Annotated in this window: 24 protein-coding genes and 3 tRNA genes; 11 read left to right on the top strand and 16 right to left on the bottom strand. The window is 57.4% G+C overall.

The window, feature by feature from the left end:
* The first annotated feature begins 93 nt into the window (after positions 1-93).
* Positions 94-306 (top strand): hypothetical protein, encoded by a 213-nt coding sequence (locus OOF89_RS08195; RefSeq protein WP_266075048.1) that lies wholly within the window; start codon positions 94-96, stop codon positions 304-306.
* Here OOF89_RS08195 and OOF89_RS08190 read toward each other — a convergent pair.
* Together OOF89_RS08190 and OOF89_RS08185 are read right to left on the bottom strand one after the other, a co-directional pair.
* Complete coding sequence (locus tag OOF89_RS08190) at positions 303-1,763, bottom strand: single-stranded DNA binding protein (protein WP_266075046.1); 1,461 nt, start codon at positions 1,761-1,763, stop codon at positions 303-305. The genes OOF89_RS08195 and OOF89_RS08190 overlap by 4 nt on opposite strands.
* A gap of 198 nt (positions 1,764-1,961) precedes the next feature.
* Positions 1,962-2,510 (bottom strand): hypothetical protein, encoded by a 549-nt coding sequence (locus tag OOF89_RS08185; RefSeq protein ID WP_266075043.1) that lies wholly within the window; start codon positions 2,508-2,510, stop codon positions 1,962-1,964.
* A gap of 164 nt (positions 2,511-2,674) precedes the next feature.
* On the opposite strand from OOF89_RS08185, the gene OOF89_RS08180 reads away from it, so the two are divergent.
* Positions 2,675-2,747: transfer RNA gene (locus OOF89_RS08180), tRNA-Arg, on the top strand.
* Between the two features lie 386 nt (positions 2,748-3,133).
* On the opposite strand, the gene OOF89_RS08175 is transcribed toward OOF89_RS08180, so the two are convergent.
* From OOF89_RS08175 to OOF89_RS08165, 3 genes are all read right to left on the bottom strand, one after another.
* The gene (locus OOF89_RS08175; protein ID WP_266075041.1) at positions 3,134-3,571 is read right to left on the bottom strand and encodes a hypothetical protein; all 438 of its coding nucleotides are present in this window, start codon (positions 3,569-3,571) and stop codon (positions 3,134-3,136) included.
* A 58-nt stretch (positions 3,572-3,629) separates the two neighbouring features.
* Positions 3,630-4,376 (bottom strand): class I SAM-dependent methyltransferase, encoded by a 747-nt coding sequence (locus OOF89_RS08170; protein ID WP_266075039.1) that lies wholly within the window; start codon positions 4,374-4,376, stop codon positions 3,630-3,632.
* 306 nt (positions 4,377-4,682) lie between these two features.
* Positions 4,683-5,084: a DUF7344 domain-containing protein gene (locus OOF89_RS08165; RefSeq protein WP_266075037.1), complete on the bottom strand. Its 402-nt coding sequence runs from the start codon at positions 5,082-5,084 to the stop codon at positions 4,683-4,685.
* A 62-nt stretch (positions 5,085-5,146) separates the two neighbouring features.
* Here OOF89_RS08165 and OOF89_RS08160 point away from each other — a divergent pair, with 62 nt between their 5' ends.
* Complete coding sequence (locus tag OOF89_RS08160; RefSeq protein WP_266075035.1) at positions 5,147-5,764, top strand: DUF309 domain-containing protein; 618 nt, start codon at positions 5,147-5,149, stop codon at positions 5,762-5,764.
* A gap of 110 nt (positions 5,765-5,874) precedes the next feature.
* On the opposite strand, the gene OOF89_RS08155 is transcribed toward OOF89_RS08160, so the two are convergent.
* Together OOF89_RS08155 and OOF89_RS08150 are read right to left on the bottom strand one after the other, a co-directional pair.
* The gene (locus OOF89_RS08155; RefSeq protein WP_266075033.1) at positions 5,875-6,405 is read right to left on the bottom strand and encodes a 50S ribosomal protein L16; all 531 of its coding nucleotides are present in this window, start codon (positions 6,403-6,405) and stop codon (positions 5,875-5,877) included.
* 60 nt (positions 6,406-6,465) lie between these two features.
* Positions 6,466-7,080 carry a metal-dependent hydrolase gene (locus OOF89_RS08150; protein WP_266075031.1) on the bottom strand — a complete coding sequence of 205 codons (615 nt, stop codon included), beginning with the start codon at positions 7,078-7,080 and terminating at the stop codon, positions 6,466-6,468.
* A 111-nt stretch (positions 7,081-7,191) separates the two neighbouring features.
* Between OOF89_RS08150 and OOF89_RS08145 the strand changes: the two genes are divergently transcribed.
* Positions 7,192-7,815 (top strand): hypothetical protein, encoded by a 624-nt coding sequence (locus tag OOF89_RS08145; protein ID WP_266075029.1) that lies wholly within the window; start codon positions 7,192-7,194, stop codon positions 7,813-7,815.
* Positions 7,816-7,826: 11 nt separating this feature from the next.
* Here the strand turns inward: OOF89_RS08145 and OOF89_RS08140 are convergent, their stop codons facing one another.
* The 6 genes from OOF89_RS08140 to OOF89_RS08115 all read right to left on the bottom strand — a co-directional run bounded on the left by OOF89_RS08140 (position 7,827) and on the right by OOF89_RS08115 (position 11,731).
* A complete protein-coding gene (locus OOF89_RS08140; protein ID WP_266075027.1) occupies positions 7,827-8,540 on the bottom strand; it encodes a DUF2270 domain-containing protein in 714 nt (237 codons plus the stop codon).
* A 221-nt stretch (positions 8,541-8,761) separates the two neighbouring features.
* Positions 8,762-8,956, bottom strand: a complete 195-nt coding sequence (locus OOF89_RS08135) for a cold-shock protein (RefSeq protein ID WP_266075025.1) — start codon at positions 8,954-8,956, stop codon at positions 8,762-8,764.
* Between the two features lie 217 nt (positions 8,957-9,173).
* Positions 9,174-9,368 (bottom strand): cold-shock protein, encoded by a 195-nt coding sequence (locus OOF89_RS08130; protein ID WP_006182670.1) that lies wholly within the window; start codon positions 9,366-9,368, stop codon positions 9,174-9,176.
* A 266-nt stretch (positions 9,369-9,634) separates the two neighbouring features.
* On the bottom strand, positions 9,635-11,080 hold the full coding sequence (locus OOF89_RS08125; protein WP_266075015.1) for an MATE family efflux transporter: 1,446 nt from the start codon (positions 11,078-11,080) through the stop codon (positions 9,635-9,637).
* Positions 11,081-11,117: 37 nt separating this feature from the next.
* On the bottom strand, positions 11,118-11,330 hold the full coding sequence (locus tag OOF89_RS08120; protein ID WP_266075013.1) for a hypothetical protein: 213 nt from the start codon (positions 11,328-11,330) through the stop codon (positions 11,118-11,120).
* A gap of 327 nt (positions 11,331-11,657) precedes the next feature.
* Positions 11,658-11,731, bottom strand: a tRNA-Phe gene (locus tag OOF89_RS08115).
* Between the two features lie 135 nt (positions 11,732-11,866).
* Here OOF89_RS08115 and OOF89_RS08110 point away from each other — a divergent pair.
* The 4 genes from OOF89_RS08110 (at position 11,867) to OOF89_RS08095 (ending at position 13,716) form a co-directional block, all read left to right on the top strand.
* Positions 11,867-11,977 (top strand): zinc ribbon domain-containing protein, encoded by a 111-nt coding sequence (locus OOF89_RS08110; protein WP_266075011.1) that lies wholly within the window; start codon positions 11,867-11,869, stop codon positions 11,975-11,977.
* Between the two features lie 94 nt (positions 11,978-12,071).
* Positions 12,072-12,500 (top strand): hypothetical protein, encoded by a 429-nt coding sequence (locus OOF89_RS08105; protein WP_266075009.1) that lies wholly within the window; start codon positions 12,072-12,074, stop codon positions 12,498-12,500.
* Between the two features lies 1 nt (position 12,501).
* Positions 12,502-13,458, top strand: a complete 957-nt coding sequence (locus tag OOF89_RS08100; RefSeq protein ID WP_266075008.1) for an alpha/beta fold hydrolase — start codon at positions 12,502-12,504, stop codon at positions 13,456-13,458.
* 120 nt (positions 13,459-13,578) lie between these two features.
* Positions 13,579-13,716 (top strand): hypothetical protein, encoded by a 138-nt coding sequence (locus tag OOF89_RS08095; RefSeq protein WP_266075006.1) that lies wholly within the window; start codon positions 13,579-13,581, stop codon positions 13,714-13,716.
* Between the two features lie 71 nt (positions 13,717-13,787).
* On the opposite strand, the gene OOF89_RS08090 is transcribed toward OOF89_RS08095, so the two are convergent.
* Positions 13,788-15,116: a sodium-dependent transporter gene (locus OOF89_RS08090; protein WP_266079714.1), complete on the bottom strand. Its 1,329-nt coding sequence runs from the start codon at positions 15,114-15,116 to the stop codon at positions 13,788-13,790.
* Between the two features lie 245 nt (positions 15,117-15,361).
* Between OOF89_RS08090 and OOF89_RS08085 the strand changes: the two genes are divergently transcribed.
* Positions 15,362-15,586: a hypothetical protein gene (locus OOF89_RS08085; RefSeq protein ID WP_266075003.1), complete on the top strand. Its 225-nt coding sequence runs from the start codon at positions 15,362-15,364 to the stop codon at positions 15,584-15,586.
* A gap of 173 nt (positions 15,587-15,759) precedes the next feature.
* Here the strand turns inward: OOF89_RS08085 and OOF89_RS08080 are convergent.
* Positions 15,760-15,833 (bottom strand) — tRNA-Val (locus tag OOF89_RS08080).
* Positions 15,834-15,918: 85 nt separating this feature from the next.
* Here OOF89_RS08080 and OOF89_RS08075 point away from each other — a divergent pair.
* Together OOF89_RS08075 and OOF89_RS08070 are read left to right on the top strand one after the other, a co-directional pair.
* Positions 15,919-16,188, top strand: coding sequence for a DUF7538 family protein (locus OOF89_RS08075; protein WP_266075001.1), 270 nt, complete (start codon positions 15,919-15,921; stop codon positions 16,186-16,188).
* Positions 16,189-16,407: 219 nt separating this feature from the next.
* Positions 16,408-18,363 (top strand): ABC transporter ATP-binding protein, encoded by a 1,956-nt coding sequence (locus OOF89_RS08070; RefSeq protein ID WP_266075000.1) that lies wholly within the window; start codon positions 16,408-16,410, stop codon positions 18,361-18,363.
* 35 nt (positions 18,364-18,398) lie between these two features.
* Here OOF89_RS08070 and OOF89_RS08065 read toward each other — a convergent pair whose 3' ends face one another.
* Positions 18,399-18,968: a hypothetical protein gene (locus tag OOF89_RS08065; protein WP_266074999.1), complete on the bottom strand. Its 570-nt coding sequence runs from the start codon at positions 18,966-18,968 to the stop codon at positions 18,399-18,401.
* Between the last annotated feature and the right edge of the window lie 85 nt (positions 18,969-19,053).

The raw sequence follows: 19,053 nt of genomic DNA, 5'->3' as shown, positions 1-19,053 counted from the left end.
CTTTCCCTACTGTCGTTCGCGGCAAACGGGACGGGGTGGCGGTGAAAATCTGCCAGCACGAATAAGAGCGATGACGACGAAGCACCGACCACGATGAGTGACGAAAACCCACACGAACGGGACCGAACGATGGCAAAGGAGAAAGAAGAAACGGACGAGGCGGATGGGAAACAGGAAGCGGAGCAAGCTCGCGAGGAGGAGCTCGAAGACGAAACGGAAGTCGAACACAAAGAAGCGCGTGAAGACGCCGCGGCTGACGAACAGAACATCGATAACCACCGCGACGAAGAACCGTTCGAGAGTTAAAACACGTCTTCCGCGTCGAGTGTTCCGTCGCGGAGTTTGCCTCGGGCCGTGACTTCTTGCCCGAGGTGCACATCCGCGCTCGTCTCGACGCTCATTGTTTCTTCGCCGTCGTCCAGAACCACTGGATTGCCCGCTTGAACGACCGTTCCCGTGAATTCCACTTGCTCACCGTTAGTACCGTTTGCTGTCGTGCTATCTGCTGAAGCACTCCCTTCCGAGTCCGTTTCCGTGTCCGCCGTAGAGGACTCAGTGGAACTGTCCGTTTCGGACTCATCCGCGGTGTCGCCACTGAACGCACCGAGACCGGTCGCGTCGTCGTCCGATTCCGCGGACTCCGAAGCCTCCGTCGGTGAACCGCTATCCAAGACGGTGATAGTGGACTGCCAGCCCGCGGAGGCCTCGATGTCATCGGCCCACCCATCTTTGATGTCCACGTCCGCAAACTGGGCTTTATCACCCGGCGCGAGTTCGTGGTCAGCTTTCTCGCCCCAGAGCGCGACCCGGATGTCGCCGGTTTCGTCCTGCACACGGACGTTTTTGACTTGGCCTTCCGACCCGTCGTCCCGATCAAAAGTTCGCTTGGGGTCCGCCGAACGAATCACGCCCGCGATGTCTGTCGTATCGCCGATTTGGAGGTCGGCAATCGGCGTGCTTTCGGGGACGTACTCGATGTCCACATCGATGGTTTCGACTGCGCCACGGTTTCCAACGTGGAGTTCGAGACTGCCATCCCGTTCGCGCACGTACCCATCGACTACTTCGACTGCGATGCCGGGCGAGAGTTCTTCCGCGGTGTTCGCCTGTTCGTCCCAGAGTGTGACGCGCAGTCGCCCCGTCTCGTCGCCAAGCGTCAGGTTCGCGACCCGCCCCTCCGACCCGTCGTCACGGTCGAAGGTACGGACCGTCCCCGTGTCGAGAAGCTTTCCTTGCAGGTTCACGTCCGAGAGACCGAGCGAGAGGTCGGAAATCGAGTAGGTGTCCTGCACCTGAACGTCGATTTCGGTATCCTCGTCCTGTTCTGCTTGGTCAACGTTGACCTCAGTACCGTTGTAGCCGTCCTTCGGGCGACCCTTGATCCGAAGCACCTGCCCCGGTTCGAGTTCCTCCTTCGCGGCTGCCGCCTGTTCGTCCCAGAGTGAGATGCGAATCGAACCAGTCTCGTCGGCGACATCGACGTTGAGAACGCGTCCGTCCTCGTCGTCCCCGTCGCGTTCGAAGGTGCGAATATCGCCGACGCTCGTGACCTTGGCGATGAACTTCACTTCGTCCATGCCGGGTTCGATGTCGGCGACCCCGTTGACCTCGTCCTCGTCCAGTTCGTGGGCAATGAGCATCGCGGCGGTTTCCTCGTCCGCGAGCCCGCCCATCTGTTCTACTTTTTCCTCGACGGCGTCCCGGAACTCGTCCAGAGAGATGTCGGCGTCGAGGTCCCCATGTACCTCGTCTATAACGCCCATAATCGTACTCTGGTGCAGGGTTGGCCGTCGCTTAAGCGTTGTCTTTGTGTCGGCAGTCCGACGCCGTCTGGTGATTTTATTGCGCTTCTGCTCACGAAGAAGGATGGTCGCGTCTTTCAAAATAAACCTACGCCTCCTCGGAGAATTCGTCTCGACCCGCTCGGCTCATCTTCGTTCTGTTATCCGTCGTTCGACTGCTTACGTTCCCTCGCTACTGCTTGCGCTCGCGTGCTCCGCCGTCGTGACCTTCTTTTTCTTCTCGTCGTCTCGTCTGTGAGAGACCGTTACCGACTTCGGGACGCCGGAGTCGAACACGAATGTCGATTCGTATTCGATCGCCCCGAGGCACTGTTGGCAGGCACCGACGCCCTTCTTTTTCTTCGCTTGAACGGTAATGTCGATCGTTTCAGCGTCCCGGTCGTAGTTCACTTTCCCGAGCTTTGCGACGTAACACGGGTCGCTCGTTTGAACGGTTCCTCTCACGACGAGCTTGTTTTTCGACTCCTTGAACGCCACCGACGATTCGTCGGCTGTGCCGGATGCACACCCCGCATTGACTACCGTGAGAGAACGATTCTGGAGGGTCGGCTTCGGCTGTGTCGTCTCTTTAGTCGTGGTAGTGGATTCGTTACCGGACCCATCGTCGGGGCCACTACCGCCGGGCGAACTTCCCTGGCTGAGACAGCCAGCGAGTGCACCGACCGTCACTGCCGCACCGGTTCGTTTGAGGATGTCGCGTCGTAGCATAGCAACAACCACCATGCCTACCGTAAAAGAACTCCTGTAGGCGAAAATAGCGATTTGAGTTACTGGCATGATTCCCTCGAACGACATTCGAGAGGGTGCGTACCACACGCACAGTGTCTCCAGACCGTAACCCCTATTAAGGGAACCGCGAAATGAATGAATGAGTCCTGGTAGGGTAGTGGACTATCCTCTTGGCTTGCGGAGCCAGGGACCGGAGTTCAAATCTCCGTCAGGACGTCTTCTTACGGAATCAACCCGAGAGGGGCAACGCCTCTCTCGGGTCATGGAGGAAGATGACGACTCGCGGAGGTTTGAGCAGGGAAATCGCACGCCGGGAAGCGCAACGCAGTGATCATCCCGGAACGGTTTCACGAGTTCAAATCTCCGTCAGGACGCTCACTTCGTTCGCGACCTGACGTGCCTCACACTCGCTACGCTCGCGTGAGACTCCGTCAGGACGTTTTGGCAAATACATTATCGACGAACGGAGCGACGCGTTTGCGCTCGAAAAACAGGTTTTGGCGGGAAAACCATACGCTAGCGAAAAAAAGCGTATACGACCGAGTAGAAGCGTCTCACTTAGTTCGAACATCGATTCATCTACAAACAACGTTATGCAGGTTCTATGGCTTATGGACTTCTTGCTTCCAACACGTTGTATTTGAATTACATTCGAAAAGATCGATTCCGTCCTCCGTTACCGTGTGAAGACGGGAACCTCGCTCAGTCGATCGAATCGGAGCGAGTTCGGTGCTGTATCCTCGCTTCGGAAGTCGTGCAGTGACTTTCACGGGTGTGTTCAGGGAAGATACGTTGACTGTTGAAACCACCCACACTTCGCCCGAATCAAGCGTTTGTGACCGGTTGAGCGCCGTTTTTCCACCGTTCGATGTGAACGTGATACGGACTTTTTCGGTCGATGATGCATCGTTTTGAACTACGAACTGAAGTTTCTGTTTTTGCTCGGCGGTATCAGACGGTTGGCCCGGCCCGTTGAGCGGTCCACCAGCACAACCGGCCACCAGAATCAACAGGAGGAGGGATAGGGTTCGTCCTTTCATAGTAATCGACCGTGGAAACAGAACCATTCCCCCAAGGATAAAGTGATTTTGGGATTTCTTACCTTCTCGCCCGAACCAACAGTTTCTCGTTGCTGAATCCACGGACGGTTCCCACCTCGAGGGTCACGTTGTACACCGTCTCTGCCGCCGGTCGTCGAACCAATTCGTTCAATCGTTCCCGCTTTTCCGCAGCAGGGTTCGTGCGCTCCACCCACGACTCGTAATCGAGTTCCTTGCGCATGGTCACGCTCTCGTCGATGGTAAATCCGGCATCCCGGAACCAATCCAACCACTGCTCGACGGTGTACGATTCCCCATGCGTCGAGTCGCGGAGACGCTCGAACCGGTTGTAAAAGTCGGCCAGTTCGTCGTCAGCGGGTGCGACGTTATCCTCGAACGCCAGAACGCCGCCGGGTGTGAGGACGCGGGCGGTTTCGTCCAAGAAAGCTTGGGGAGCAGGAAAGTGATGGGCCGCGATTCGGCACGTGACGGCGTCGAACGAATCGTCAGCGAACGGGAGTCGTTCCGCGTCGGCGACGGTGCCGGGAAGGTCGAACGCGGCGGTTGCTGTCTCGACCATCGCGGGTGTCGCGTCAGCCGCGATGACAGTTTTGACGCGCTCCGCGAGTGCGCCCGCGGTGTGCCCCGCCCCGCACGCTATGTCGAGGGCGCGACTCGCGTCGGAGCACCACGATACGAGAAGTTCCAAATCCGCGCCGGACTGGTGGACGTCGCTATCGAGATAGGCGTCGGCGATGTCGCCGAACGATGCGGTCGTCGTCCGTTTTCGTTCGAAGTCGTCCATACCAGGACGACGGCTGTCGTCGATATGACGGTTCGTGTTCTGTCAATTCTGGCTCGGATGGGAGGAGACACCCAGTCGCAACCCGTGATATGCCTTCACAAGTCAAATATACCTCCAACCGTGACACTTTTCTACTCCGGCCGAGTGTTTACTCGTGTATGAGTAAAATCGAAAACTACCGACTGTTCGTACAGGACTTGAAGAAGTGGGCCGTCAAAAAAGCGGCTGAGAAATAACGCCCCCATTTTCCGCGCGAACGCGTCGTATGACGTTGTGAGCCGATGTCCACAATAGCTCCTGAAGTTGCTACTCGTTGATGAGCGGCCGCTCTATCCGCGCCGCGAGGAGAAGGAAGAGGCCGAGAAGCTTGCCGGGTTCGCGGAACCGCGCCATCTCCGTCCTCGAATCGTACTCCACGACGCCCACGTCCGCCAATCTCGGTAGGTCGATGTTTCGCAGACGTGTCGCCGTAAGTTGGCACTCGTCGTCGGTTACGTCACTGATCGGTTTTTCGCCTTGCCACGCAGATACCTGAACGGCAATATCTTCGAGTTCCGCCGAGCCTTCCAACTCGTGAAGGTAGTAGAGCACGTACCGTCGTTGTTCGTCCGCCAGCAGTCGGAATATCTTGTTCAGTGACCGCTCATCAGTAATCGTTCCCTGTACCATCGCCTCTCCCCCCTGTACGCTCTCCCGCTGAATAACCATTGTGGCATGTTAACAAGATTCGTTCCGGAAGCGATTTTCCACTCCATCGAGAACGTCGCGATATGGACGACTATCTCCGAGCAGGTCTCGCGATCTTCAACGCGGGTCAGTTTCACGCCGCCCACGACGCCTGGGAGGACCGCTGGTTGGAACTCGAGCGAGGAAGTCGCGACGAACGGTTTCTCCACGGACTCATCCAATTTACCGCCGTCGTGTACCACGCACAGGACGCAAACTGGGACGGCGTTTGCGGCCTCGCCGAAAGTGCAGTCACGTATCTCGACGGCCTTCCATCGGACTATCGAACGATCAACCTCGATACAGTTCGAACCTATCTCCGGGCAGTTCGAAACGACCCCGAGCACGTCGAGCGAGTCGCACCGCCGCGACTGACGTACGATGGCGTTGTTCTCTACCCAAATGACTTGGATTTCGACTCGTCAGCGGTCACGGCCCACGTTCTCGCCGAGGAGTTTGGGTACGATGAATGGGTCATCGAGCGGGCCATCGGTTTCGCACGCACGGATTTGGACTCCGGCGATGAAGGGAGCCAATTCATTACCCTCATCATGGATTTCGTGCAGGAAAGCGAGAACCGAGGGCTGGTTTTCCAACGCCTTCGAGGACACGTCGAAAAGAGGGATTCGCGTGAACGCGACGTTGACGGCCTGTTCGAGTGACTCTGACGGACGAATCGTGAAACGTCGAGGGGAACCGAACGCGTAAACCCGACAGAGCAAACGCTATCCGATAAGCGACACCACCACACCGGTGAAAAACGGTTTCGCGTTTAGCTGATGAGCTCTTCCTCGCCACGCTCGACGACGATCCGGCACGGCGGGGAAATCTTGTTGTACGCACGGCGGAAGGCGTCCTTGACGGCGTCGGCGTCCTCTACTTCACACCACGCTGTGAAGAGGCGCTCACCGTTCTGGATACGTGCCGCGGTACCGACTGGCTTCCCGAATGCCTGTCGCATTCCGTCGGAAACACGGTCTGCACCCGCACCGGTTGCCTGCTTGTTCTCACGCAGGACGTGGTGTGGGAACTTGCGCAGAATCATCTTGTAGCCGGTTTCGCCGATGTTCTTGAGCAGGAATCGGTTTGCCGAAAGGCGGGAAGCCTCCAGCGCACCGTGTCGAATCTGACACTCCTCTTCGAGCACGAGGGAGATCTGGACGGGATAGTTGTCCTCGTCTTCTCCAACGTCGCCCATCTTGTGCTGTGCAATCTTCGAACCCGGGATACCCGTGATGTATTCGCGTCGCGTGTACGGGGGCTTTCGAATCTCCCGGTACATTGAGGCAGGTTTGTCGGACATAGTTACTACTGAAGTCTGATGGTCAGGCCGTGAATAAACCCTTCGAAGCGAGTTCGCCGCTTACTGTACGAAATCCCGGACGAACCGATCGGGAATGTAGTCCAGCATCGGCGCCGGGATCCGCCCGACCAGCCACTCAGCCGCAACGACGAGTTGCTTGCGAAGCAAAGCGTACACCGCTGAAACGAGGACTGCCACGATGACGAGGGTTTGGATCACCCCATCGTAGAGGACGATACTCGGGAGGGCAACGAACACCGCCAACACGAAGTCCTCGGGGGCGCCGTCGTATCGGATCCACCGGCGGGGAGGAATCCATCGCCCGCGAAAATGGTCGTACACGGCACGCTCGGACTCGCCGAGCCACGGTTTTAACTCCAACCCGCCGCCGAAGGCATCCGAGATGGAGTGAACGGCCGCCGAAAGGACGAAAACGGCGACGGCGATGGTCCATACGGTCGGCACGAGCACGGCAACACCGAGCAACGCCGATCCGGCAATCGAATAGTACACCGGGAAGTGCAGTGTTTTTCGGTGGCCGGAGTAGAGGTCGAAATCCGGAAATAGCCCACCGAAAAGCCCCGCGAAGACCGCGACGGGAGCGAGTTCCGGCGCGACCAGCAGCGTAGCACTTCCGAGGAGCACGCCGACGAGGGCGTGCGTCGTTGCCATCATTGTGACCCCCGGTAGGGGGGGTTCACGTAAACACCTATCGGGAGTTATCGTCGGTAGCACGCAACAGAAGGGTTATGGTTTACCTGCTGCGAACCGTACGTCCCTCCCGAGATGGGGGACGGAGGGAACACGCACGAACGATTCCTCTTTCGGGCGATGCAACTCGCAATCATCAGCGTCGTGATCACCGGTCTCGCCACCCGAAACGTCGGCGTGTTAGTGAATGGCGTCTTTGCACTCGGTGTGACGGTACTCCCCGCGCTACTGGAACGCGACTTTCGAATTTCGCTCGACCCCATGCTGACGTTGTGGATTACCGCCGCCGTTTTCCTCCACGCCATCGGCATGGTCGGGCTCTACGAAGTCGTCTGGTGGTGGGACCACCTAACACATCTCCTCTCCGCGACCATCGTAGCGGGCGTCGGCTACGCGACTGCACGGGCACTCGACGAGCACTCGGATGCGGTGGCGTTCCCACCGCGGTTCATGTTCATCTACATCCTCCTTTTCACGCTCGCTTTTGGCGTCGTCTGGGAAGTACTGGAGTTCGCCGCGCACGGCGTTGCTCGACACATCGGTGTCGAACCCGTACTGATCCAGTACGGACTAAACGATACCGTCACGGACCTCATTTTCGACGTTACCGGAGCGCTTCTCGTCGCCGTTTTCGGAACCGGAGTACTTTCCCGAACGATAGAGACGCTTGCAACCCGATTATCGGGAAGCACCGAATAGCCGAGTCGCGGTTACTCGCGTGAATAGTCCCACCCTGTTACGTCGCTCGGGAGTATTTCACCGTTGATGTGCCACTCTCGCGGTCGATATGCGACGACGAGGATTGCGGCGTAAAATGCGACGACGGTCGCCAGAACGACACCTCCGGGTACCCACGCGACGGCTGCACTTTGGGGCCACTCGCCACCTGACGCATAGGCGGTTAGATGGAACATCCACGCCGCGAGTAAAACTAAAAAGAGCGGCGCGTACACCCGACGTAGACGATGGGCGAGTGCCTCCTCCAGCGATACTTTCATTTTCGGCATACGATAATCCTCGCTCAACTTCTGTCGCCATTCCTCGTCAACGACGCCCGACGATTCGTGTAGTCCCACCGCGAAAACGTTCTGCTGGAGCATCCGAACTCGCGAGCGCCAGATGTCGTAGGCCCGATATCGCCGTGCCTCGATGAGCAGGAAGATGCTAACCGTAACGATCGCGAGAAGGACGATATAGTGGGGGTTAGTTCGACTCGAAAACGCCCAGGTCAGAATGGCTGCCATCAACGTAATCGCCCAGTTGCTCGTTCTATCGAGTCGTTCACGCCAGAACTTCATTCGGTGAATTTCACCACGGTAGAGATGTGCCAGCGACGAGCTCGGACCCATATTTGCTTCGAGCAATCCTGCACCGATATCAGCATCGCACGATTCTGGAGATTCGGATCGTTTTTGGCCAGTCATGGTAAATCCGGGGACTCTCGCCCAACGGTCATAGAACAGTATTGCACTGTATAGTGAAAACCGTAACGATAGAGTAGCGCAAATAGCTGTCATGCAGCCAGATCGTGAAGAAGGTCGTGTGACTGGTGGGTATCAGTGACGCAAGAGTATCGAGTGTTTCGCGCCGCTCCGCGTATCGCGGCTTCTTCAAAAAGTAATACTATTCGGTGATAAAAACCGATTTATAGGCGCGTGACGTTCGTCGCGCGCGGTCCTTTTGGTGCCTGTTCGATGTCGAATTCGATTTCCGTCCCCTCTTCGAGGTCCTCGCCGCCAACGTCTTCCATGTGGAAGAAAACGTCCTCGTCAGCATCCTCAGTCTCGATGAAACCGTAACCGCCAGTGTCGTTGAAGAAATCAACTTTGCCTTTCGCCATTGCTTTTGAACAAACTGGTGCCCCACGGATAACACTTCCGAGAGAGATAGTAACATGGATTTCAGCGCTCCTCCGTCGTCGTCGGGAGGTTCTCTGGGACTAGTAGTCATCGTGGACTATCGTACGCGCCGCTGTTGTCAGCGATATAATTTGCCACAGTAAAATTTCGATAAGGACTATCTCTTTCGTCCGCGTCAGCGGACGCGTATTCCGCTATTTACAGTCGCGTGACGTTGGTCGCGCGTGGTCCCTTCGGTGCCTGTTCGATGTCGAATTCGATTTCCGTTCCCTCTTCGAGGTCAGGGCCGCCAACGTCTTCCATGTGGAAGAACACGTCGTCGTCCGCGTCGTCAGTCTCGATGAAACCGTAACCGCCAGTGTCGTTGAAGAAGTCAACGTTTCCTTTTGCCATTGCTTCTAAAGGGAATCGCCTGTAACGGATAAGGCTTGGGAAAACGTTGTCGCCAGCGCGAAATACAGTTGATGTTTTTCGAAACCAACCTATTTCGGTGAACGAATGTCCGGTCCACCCAGCTATCTCCACCAGCAGTACCGGATCTGTCATCCCTTTCCGGCCAAACTATCGTTATTCACAGTTATCGATAGCTGGTCGATTTTCGCCTTCGAGGTTTTCGAACCATGGACGAATCTCGTTCCTTCGATACATCGGAAAACCGCTCAGTCGTCCGCTGTAACACCCGGGCGGAACTTTCGGCTGATCGTCTTCCATTTGCCGGTCGAAAACCGATAGTAGTTGATAGCCGCGGGAACCGTCGTTTCGGCCACAAACGAAAGGTAGAGACCCACAATACCGAGTGTCGTCGTAGCACCGAGGTACGCGACCGGTATCACACAGCCGAACATCCCGACTACCTGGCTGTAAAAGGGCCACCGCGTATCTCCACTGGCGTCGAGTGGGCCTGCGGCGGCCCCTTTGACACCTTGTGCTATGACGGCGACACACGAGGCATGGACGAGTGATATCGCGATGACCGACACCGATTGATCCGCCGTGCCCCCGACGAACGAGAGCACGATTGGTTCGGCGAACGCGAAGACGATGACTGCTGCAATAGCGTACGTAGCTACGGAAAACACGATTACGTCGCGCGCGTACGCCTCGGCGGCCATTTCATCGCCGCCACCGAGTTCCTGTCCGACGAGACTGCTCGACGCCAAACCGAAGCCCCATCCTGGAGTGTTCATCAATCCCCAAATCCGACGGCTGATGACGTAGGCGGCGACCACGTTCTGCCCGAACAGCGCGACGATAGCGAGCATCGGGAATTTGGCAACGGTCCACACCATATTACGCCCGACGACCGGAAGCCCGATTCGAACCAGCTGCCGAATCGTCTCCATATCGGCGTACCGAGCAACGGGGGCGACCTGGACGGGAAGGTCTCCAGCAATCGGAAGTTTACCCGCAACCAACCCGCTGGCGAACGCCGCAGTCACGAAGACGTTCGCCAGCACCGTTCCCAGCGCCGCACCGGCGACACTCCACCCGAATGCAAAGACGAACACCCCGCTGAGGACGATGTTCGAGATGGCCCCACCTGAACGAACCAGCATCGGGGTCCACGCATCGTCCATACCGATGTAGATTCGACTCCCGATGAGGTTCAGTCCTGCAAACGGGACGCCGACCGAAAGGATACGTAAGTAGGTTGCGCCCAGTTCGATCGTTTTCTCGCCGTCGGTCATCAGGGAGATGAGCTCCGTCGGGAACAGCCAGAAGACGCAGGCGACGGGGAGCGTCACTGCAAGCACGAGCGCGACGCTCGACCGTATTGCTTGTCCGAGTTCGTCGAACGCCGCCGCCCCGTAGCGTTGTGAAACGAGCGCGATGGTCCCGCCCGCGAACCCGCCACCGAGCGAGAACGCGATCCCCCAGTACGGAGTGGCGAACCCGACGCCAGCGATCGCCGCCGGACCGACCGCGAGGCCGACGAACGCGACGTCCACGGCGTTCTTCGACATGCGCGCCAGGCCAGTGACGATGCGCGGCCACGCCAAATCAGTCGTTCTGCGGACGTGTTTCGGATCGACGAGACCAACGCGAGCGAGTGAGAGACCGACTGCGAGGATGAGTAACCTAACCGGGTTCGGGAAACGGGGCACGACACGGAAGTATTTCGAATCGAAAGTAAAGTTTGTTTCAGATGCGGTAAAGGAAGACGGGTTGTCCGTACAAGTCGGTCCCCGTATCACCGATTCGCAGGCGAGTTAGTCGCCCAACGAGCGTTCCATGGAAATCCCAGTCGGCATGGATTTCCGGCGGTGCTTGCGTCCCCTCGTAGGAGTCGGTGAATTCGAACCCCCGGTCGAGATAGAGCAGGCGTGCTTTCTCGTGGTACGGGGCTACACCCATGGAAGGATTCAGAATTCACTCGAGTTATATGTCTGTCACTAACGGCGTTGTTCGTGACAGAAATGCCGCCTCCCGGATTGAACAACGTCCGAGAACCTGCGCTTCGCGCAGAACCTCGGTCTAATTCAAATCGCGCTCGGGTACATTCGTACTTCTGACGTGGCTTGCTTCGCTCGCAGGTCAGAAGTACAGAAATGCCGCCTCCCGGATTTGAACCGGAGGCGAGCAAAGCTTGCCGTGCTCTCGTTCGCGTTGCTCACGAGAACGGGGACAGCTCGATCTTCAGTCGAGTGCGATAGCTCGAATGGAAATCGTGTGAAAGAACCATGCCGCCTCCCGGATTTGAACCGGGGACAGCTCGATCTTCAGTCGAGTGCTCTCCCAGTCTGAGCTAAGGCGGCGCATTCGGAAGGAAGCGGATGGGACAAAAAAGGATTTCGAAATGCGATGGAGGGCGGGCGATTTTCCAAACCACACCTACACCCCCACAGTTCACGGACAGAAGGCATTTATCCCGTTCCATGTTACGAACAGCCATGGGAGACCGTGCCTGTTATCTGGAGTTCTGTCCCGCATGTGATGCACAGGTGACGATGGTTGACGAGACGTGCCCGGATTGCGGAATGGTGCTGGCGGAGGGCGAATAGGGGACCATCGTGTTCTTGTTCCGGCGCAGATGCAACGGATAGATTATGCTATTTTTTATCACGGTTGCTGTTGTTCCCGTGTTCTGGGGGAGCAATGAACGACACAGAGTTTGCCAGTCACGAGTGGTGGGAGCACTACAAAGAAACCGTAAACGGCGACCCGGAGATGCAGGTGAGGGGCCACGACAAGTTCAGCGACAACTTCTACGTACAAATCGACGACGAGCGGTTTCTCATCCAGATGCAGGATGGAACCGTTCGCGACATACTACCGAATCCGGCGCTGAACAACCGGTGGTCCTTCGGCGTCGAAGGCGACCGCGAAGCATGGGAGGAGTTCATCCAAGAAACGCCACCGGCGTTCAATCACGAAATCATCGCCTCACATTATCGGAGTGCGGTGAGAAATGAGGACGGACACCTCATGATGCGAGGGGATAACAAGAAAATCTTCCAGAATCTGCGACCGTTCCAACGCGCACTCGACTTGATGCGCGTGGCGAACAACAACGGAGGGAGCTAACATGGCCGAATCGGGAACCATCGAACCGATCACGGGAAAGTACGTCCACGTCGATATCGGCGGGGTAGACCACCGAATCTACTTCGAGGAGAACGGGCCGAAAGACGGGATTCCGCTCCTCTGTCAGCATACCGCGGGCAACAACTGTCAGGAGTGGCGACACCTCCTCACCGATGAGGACATAACCGAGGACTTCCGCGTCATCGCGCACGACTTGCCGTATCACGGAAAGTCGGTTCCGCCGACCAGCCAATCGTGGTGGGAGGAGGATTACAAGATGACGGGCGAGCAGTTTACCGAGACGCTCGTCGCGCTCGCCGATGCGCTCGAACTCGAAGACCCAATTTATATGGGGTCATCGATGGGCGGTAACATCACGCTCGAACTGGCCGACTGGTATCCGGACCGGTTTCAAGCCCTCATCGGGTTGGAGTGCGGCGCATACAGTCCGGGGTTCTACATCGATTGGCTCGACCACCCGCACGTCAACACGACTGAAGTGAACGCATACTCCTGCTGGGGATTGATGGCACCGCAGAGTCCCGAACAAACCCGTCGGGAGACGATGTATCTCTACGAGCAGGGAGCGACGGGCGTGTTCAAAGGAGACCTGTACTACTACTCGGTCGATCACGATTACCGGGACAAACTCGACCAAGTGAACGCCGACGAGTGTCCGCTGTACATCGTTAACGGCGAGTACGACTACCTTACCACGCCGGAGGATGGCGAAGAGACTGCAAAAGGCGTCGGCGACGGCGCGATCGCCATCGAAATGGCTCAAATAGGTCATTTCCCGATGAGCGAGCATCCGGAACTGTTCAACGCCTACCTGAAGGAGATCCTGAGCGATATTACAGGTGACCGGGAAGGAGACCTTCCGAGCGTTCTCAAACCCGAAGACGTCGGAATCGAACTCCACCCACCTGCACCGGCACGGGAAAAATCGGCGAAGTAACCGACGGAAAAACACCGCCCCGTTCTTTCATTGGAATGTTGTCAATTGTACGGTAAGCGGTGAATACCGCAACCGGGGGAAAGCTTATACCCACACGGTTCTGCACTCCGAATGTACCCAATGGTGCAAGAAAACACCGAGGAATGGGGCGATTGTCTGGAGCGCGAAATCGACGGCGGCGTCGAACTCTACAATCCCGATAACGAGGAGGCCTGGATTTGGTCCGATATGGGCATCGAACTCTCGTGGGAAGCGTAAGTTCACGCGCTTGGCAACCGATTCTGCAAACCTATCCATACCTCCTTCGACACTGCTACCACGCAGCGAAATTACCCGAACAGTGAGATTCCGAGATATTCGCTCACGCTCAGAACGAGCGTCATAACGACTGCTGCGAACAGCACGATTCGAACGTGCCACAACCAAAGCAAACCGAGTAGTCGCCCCCGTCGGCTATCCACACCGTGCAGGAGTTCATCGACTGCATCCCGACCGTATACCCACCCGACGAAGAGGGTAATCAGAAAGACACCCGACGGCAACAATAGCTTGCTCGTCACGGAATCGTACAGCGTAAGCACGTCCGTGTCGAACGCCACCGGAATCCCGGCGAGAAAGATCAAGCCTCCGATGGTGATTGCGACGACGGGACGGCTGAACGATACGTTATCGACGGCAAACGAAACGACGACTTCGAGCAGGCTGATCGCGCTCGAAAGCGCCGCGAGTGCGACCACCGCGAAGAAGATGACCCCGAGTATTTCGCCGAACGGAAGCGTTCTAAACGCCGTCGCGACGCTAACGAAAATAGCCCCCGCACCGGGTTCACCTGGGTTGACTCCCTGTGCGAACAACAGCGGGAAGACGAGGAGCCCCGCGAGATACCCGACGAACGTATTGACGAGCACGATGGCGATGCCGTCGGTACTCAAATTTTCGTCCGAATCGACATACGATGCATAGGTTATCATCGCACCCATCCCGAGCGACAGCGTGAACAACACCTCACCGACGGCCGCGGGAATGATGGTCTCCGCGTTCGCCACGATGACCGAAACATCGGGTTCGAGGAAGAACCGGTATCCTGCCCCGGAACCGGGGAGGGTGCTGGCCCAAACGACGAGTGCGATCATCATGAGGACGATGCTCGGAACCATGAGTTTCGTGCTCAGTTCGATACCACGCCGGACGCCGAGTGCGACGATACCGACGGTCAACGCCATGAAAAGCGTGTGATAAAAGAGCGCATCGAAACCGGCGGCGGACGCGGAGAAATACGCGCTCGGGTCCCCGAAGTACGCCCCCGTCACGCTCGCGGCGAAATACCGAAGCACCCACCCTCCAACGACGCTGTAGTACGCGAGGATGAGAAATCCCGTTATGACGCCGAGTACGCCGACGAACCGCCATGCCGGATGGCCTACACCGGCAAAGGCGTCGACGACGTTCTTCTGTGCTCTCCGCCCGACGACGAACTCGGCGAGAATCGCCGGAAGCCCGATGACGAAAATAGCGATGAAGTTGACGACGAGAAACGCAGCACCACCGTTCTGCGCTGCTTCGTACGGAAAGCGCCAGATATTCCCCAATCCGACCGCGCTCCCTACCGCGGCCATGATGAAACCGATCCGCGACGTCCAGTGTTCCCGAACCGGCACCCGTTTTCGAATCCCCCCGAACACACTGTCGTGTTCTGCCATAGCACATCCACACGTTAGCAACGATAATACGTCTGTTGACCGATTTCTCGAAGAATGGACGGAAAAATTCGTCCCAACTGCTGTTCGTTGGGGTTCCACTTGACAACGGAGCGTCCGTAGGAGGGACTCGTATCATGCCACTTGTTACCTTGTGACTTTTTCTCGACAGATTTAAATTTACACTCAGGATATGAATACGAGCGATGTACGACTCACTTCCGGAAGAACACCAGCGAGGTGTGGCGGCGTTCGTGGAAGGGCTCGAACACAAGAAAAAGCAGTGCGAGAACTGCGAATTCGAGGACAACATCCTGCACAGCGAGTGGAAGACACACGTCGAAACCGACCCACGGTCCGGACATATCCTGTACAAGCTTACGTGTCCGGATTGTGGTTCCCTCGAAACGGTCGATATAAACATCTCCTAACGGGGATGAAGTTCGGACGAATGCGAATCAGCTCGAGACGTTTTTATTGGTGCACTCCAGGACAGCGAACCGCTTCCGTACCCTCATCAGATCGTTTCTCGAGCCTGTGATATTTCCGGTCCAGTGTCCCCACACTGAGATCACTCCTCACGTCCGTTCGTCATAAAATTCGATGGGTTCAGGCGGATTCGAACCACCGACCTCGGCCTTGTAAAGGCCGCGTCATAACCAACTAGACCATGAACCCGTACCCGGGAAAAATCGCTCCGGGGGAATAACTGTTACTTTCTCGTTTTCGTAACGACTACCACACCCGCTAGCAATTCGCAGATATGAACGACTCGCTCTCCGCCCTCGGCGAACAGGATGGCTGGAAGATAGACGACTTCGCCGCTCGGGTTCACTATCGCGGCGCGGATGACTACTACAGCATCGAATACTACGAACCCAGCGACTGTGTGCTCTACTGGAAAGTAAAGGGAAACGGCGACGTGGCAGTACCGGTCGGCCGCGGGACGGTTCCCGGACCGCTCCGCGAACGAGTCCGACAGGATTTGGATGCCGCTGGAATCGACCCAACGGTCGAGGACCGCGACCTCTGACCGGAGGAAAGGACCGCGAGCGGTGAACGAACCGCTTGCCGTGATTGGAGTCATCCTGAGTAGCACCGACGATTGCCATCGTTTTAGAACGACTGAACTATCCAAACATTTATTCGTCAGGCGAGCACACAATCGAAAACTGGATTTCGAACCGTCGAGTAGGGGGTGTTTCGGTTCGTAGGAAACTCTTATCAATCCGGTGTCCCATTTATGAGTATCATGAGCACACACACGGACGAAGACGACCCGTTCGAGGAGCAACGGGAAAACGCCGATAATCCGATGCGGCGTCTGTTCCTCGAATACGGGGGCGAAAACCGGGTCGCCTTCGTCGTCGGGGTCATTTCGAGTTTCTTCGCTCGAGTGCTTAACCTCCTGCCGCCCATTATCCTTGGAGTCGCCCTCGACGCGCTGTTTGAGAATAAAGAGCAGATTCCGTATACGGAAGCACTCTCGAAATCCGTCCCATTTCTCTCACAGAGCTTCGCTACGCGAATCACACCGGGATCATCCCAAGGACAGTTCTGGTTCTCCGTCGGGGTCGTCGCAGTCGCGTTCGGGTTGGGTGCGGCCTTTCACTGGGCGCGAAACTGGGGGTGGAACTCGTTCGCCCAGAACATCCAGCACTCGATTCGTACCGATACGTACGATAAGATGCAGCGACTGGATATGGAGTTCTTCTCGGACAAGCAGACCGGGGAGATGATGTCCATCCTCTCGAACGACGTGAACCGCCTCGAACGCTTCCTCAACGACGGGATGAATTCCGCGTTCCGTCTCGGCGTGATGGTGGTCGCCATCGCTGCCGTCCTACTCACCATCAACTGGCAACTCGCGCTCGTCGCACTGGTACCTGTTCCGCTTATCGCCCTGTTCACCTACAAGTTCATTCAAATCATCCAGCCGAAATACGCCGACGTCCGCTCTTCCGTCGGCAAAGTCAACTCTCGGCTGGAAAACAACCTCGGCGGGATTCAAGTCATCAAGACCAGTAATACGGAATCGTTCGAATCCAACCGGGTAGAAGACGTCTCGAACGACTATTTCGGTGCAAACTGGGACGCCATCGTGACCCGAATCAAGTTCTTCCCGTCGCTCCAGATACTCTCGGGTCTCGGCTTCGCTCTAACGTTCATCGTCGGGGGGCTGTGGGTGTTCAACGGTGAAGGGCCGTGGTTCTTCTCGGGCGAGCTCGAAGCTGGACAGTTCATCACGTTCATGCTTCTCACCCAGCGATTCATCTGGCCGATGGCGCAGTTCGGCTCCATCATCAACATGTACCAACGCGCGTACGCCTCCAGTTCCCGTATCTTCGGCCTGATGGACGAACCGAGTCGGATCCGTGAGGACCCCGATGCAAACGACCTCGTCGTCGGCGAGGGCAAGGTCGTCTACGACGACGTGACCTTCGGCTACGACGACAGCGAGACCATCGTCGAGGACATCTCGTTCACCGTCGAGGGCGGCGACACACTCGCACTAGTTGGGCCGACTGGGGCGGGGAAATCCACCGTTCTGAAACTTCTCCTCCGGATGTACGACGTGAACGAGGGTGCGATTCGAATCGACGGCACCGACATCCGCGAGGTGAGCCTGCCGAGCATTCGCCGGAACATCGGCTACGTCAGCCAGAACACGTTCCTGTTCTACGGAACGGTAAAGGAAAACATCCAGTACGGCACCTTCGACGCGAGCGACGAGGAAATCGAGGAGGCCGCGAAAGCCGCGGAAGCCCACGATTTCATTACGAACTTGCCCGACGGATACGACACCAAAGTCGGCGAACGCGGCGTCAAGCTCTCCGGCGGTCAACGCCAGCGGATCTCGATTGCCCGTGCAATCCTGAAGGACCCCGAAATCCTCATCCTGGACGAGGCGACCAGCGACGTGGACACGGAGACGGAGATGCTCATCCAGCGCAGTCTCGACCGTCTCACCCAAAACCGCACGACGTTCGCCATCGCACACCGCCTCTCAACGATCAAGGACGCGGAGAAAATCATCGTCCTCGAAGGCGGAAAGATCGTCGAGCGGGGGCCACACGACGAACTCCTGAGAAACGACGGTCTGTACGCCCACCTCTGGGGTGTCCAAGCCGGAGAAATCGATGAACTCCCGGAGGAGTTCATCGAACGCGCCGCCCGCAGAACCGCGCGGACGGACGCGGACGACTAGTCCCACTGACCGGGGACGCGTCGCCGATCAAGCGACTACCGCTGGCCGCGCTGATATCGCCAGGTGCTCTTTTCCTGTCGGCTGGGGCGCTGTTGGCCGAACGCGACGTCCATCATCCGTTGATTTCCTTGCCACTCGGCCTTTTTCAGTTGCCGTCGTCGCTCCCAGTCCGGATCACGCGGCCCACCGTACTTTTCGACCTCGGTTGGCTCCGCTTCGCGCCGGTTTTCGCTTCGACGAGGGTGCGGTTCCGACGGCACCCCCTCACGAGCGCGCTCGCCGGCTTCCCGCTTTCGTACTCTGCTTCCATATCGGCCGCTGTAGGATTCGGTTCCCCTTCGCCCCTCGTTCCGCGGCGGGTCGGACGGTCCCCTCGATGGGGGTCTCGATCGATGGTTATCGCGGGAGGTATCTCGTCGATACCGTCCAGTGGGCCGCTGGCGCTCGGAGGGATGACGTGGTGACCGTTTTCGTCGTTCCACCGACTCCCCGTCCCTACCAGCGCGTGATTCCTCTCGTTCGGTTCGTTCTTCCCACCGGTGTTCCTCCGGTTCGTCGTTCGAACCGTCCGTGGTTCGTTCGGTCTTGTGGTCGTCGGTTGCCATGGGTTTTCTGCCGCCTGCTACTCGCAAACGGAGAATAAACCGGCGTGACTGTTCAGACAGTTTGTGAATTCCGTCGCCGGTTTCG

This window comes from Haladaptatus caseinilyticus (assembly GCF_026248685.1).
In the GTDB taxonomy this organism is placed as follows: Archaea; Halobacteriota; Halobacteria; order Halobacteriales; family Haladaptataceae; genus Haladaptatus; species Haladaptatus caseinilyticus.
Note: the sequence above shows the minus strand (reverse complement) of the source record. Positions and strands in the feature narration are given on the sequence as shown.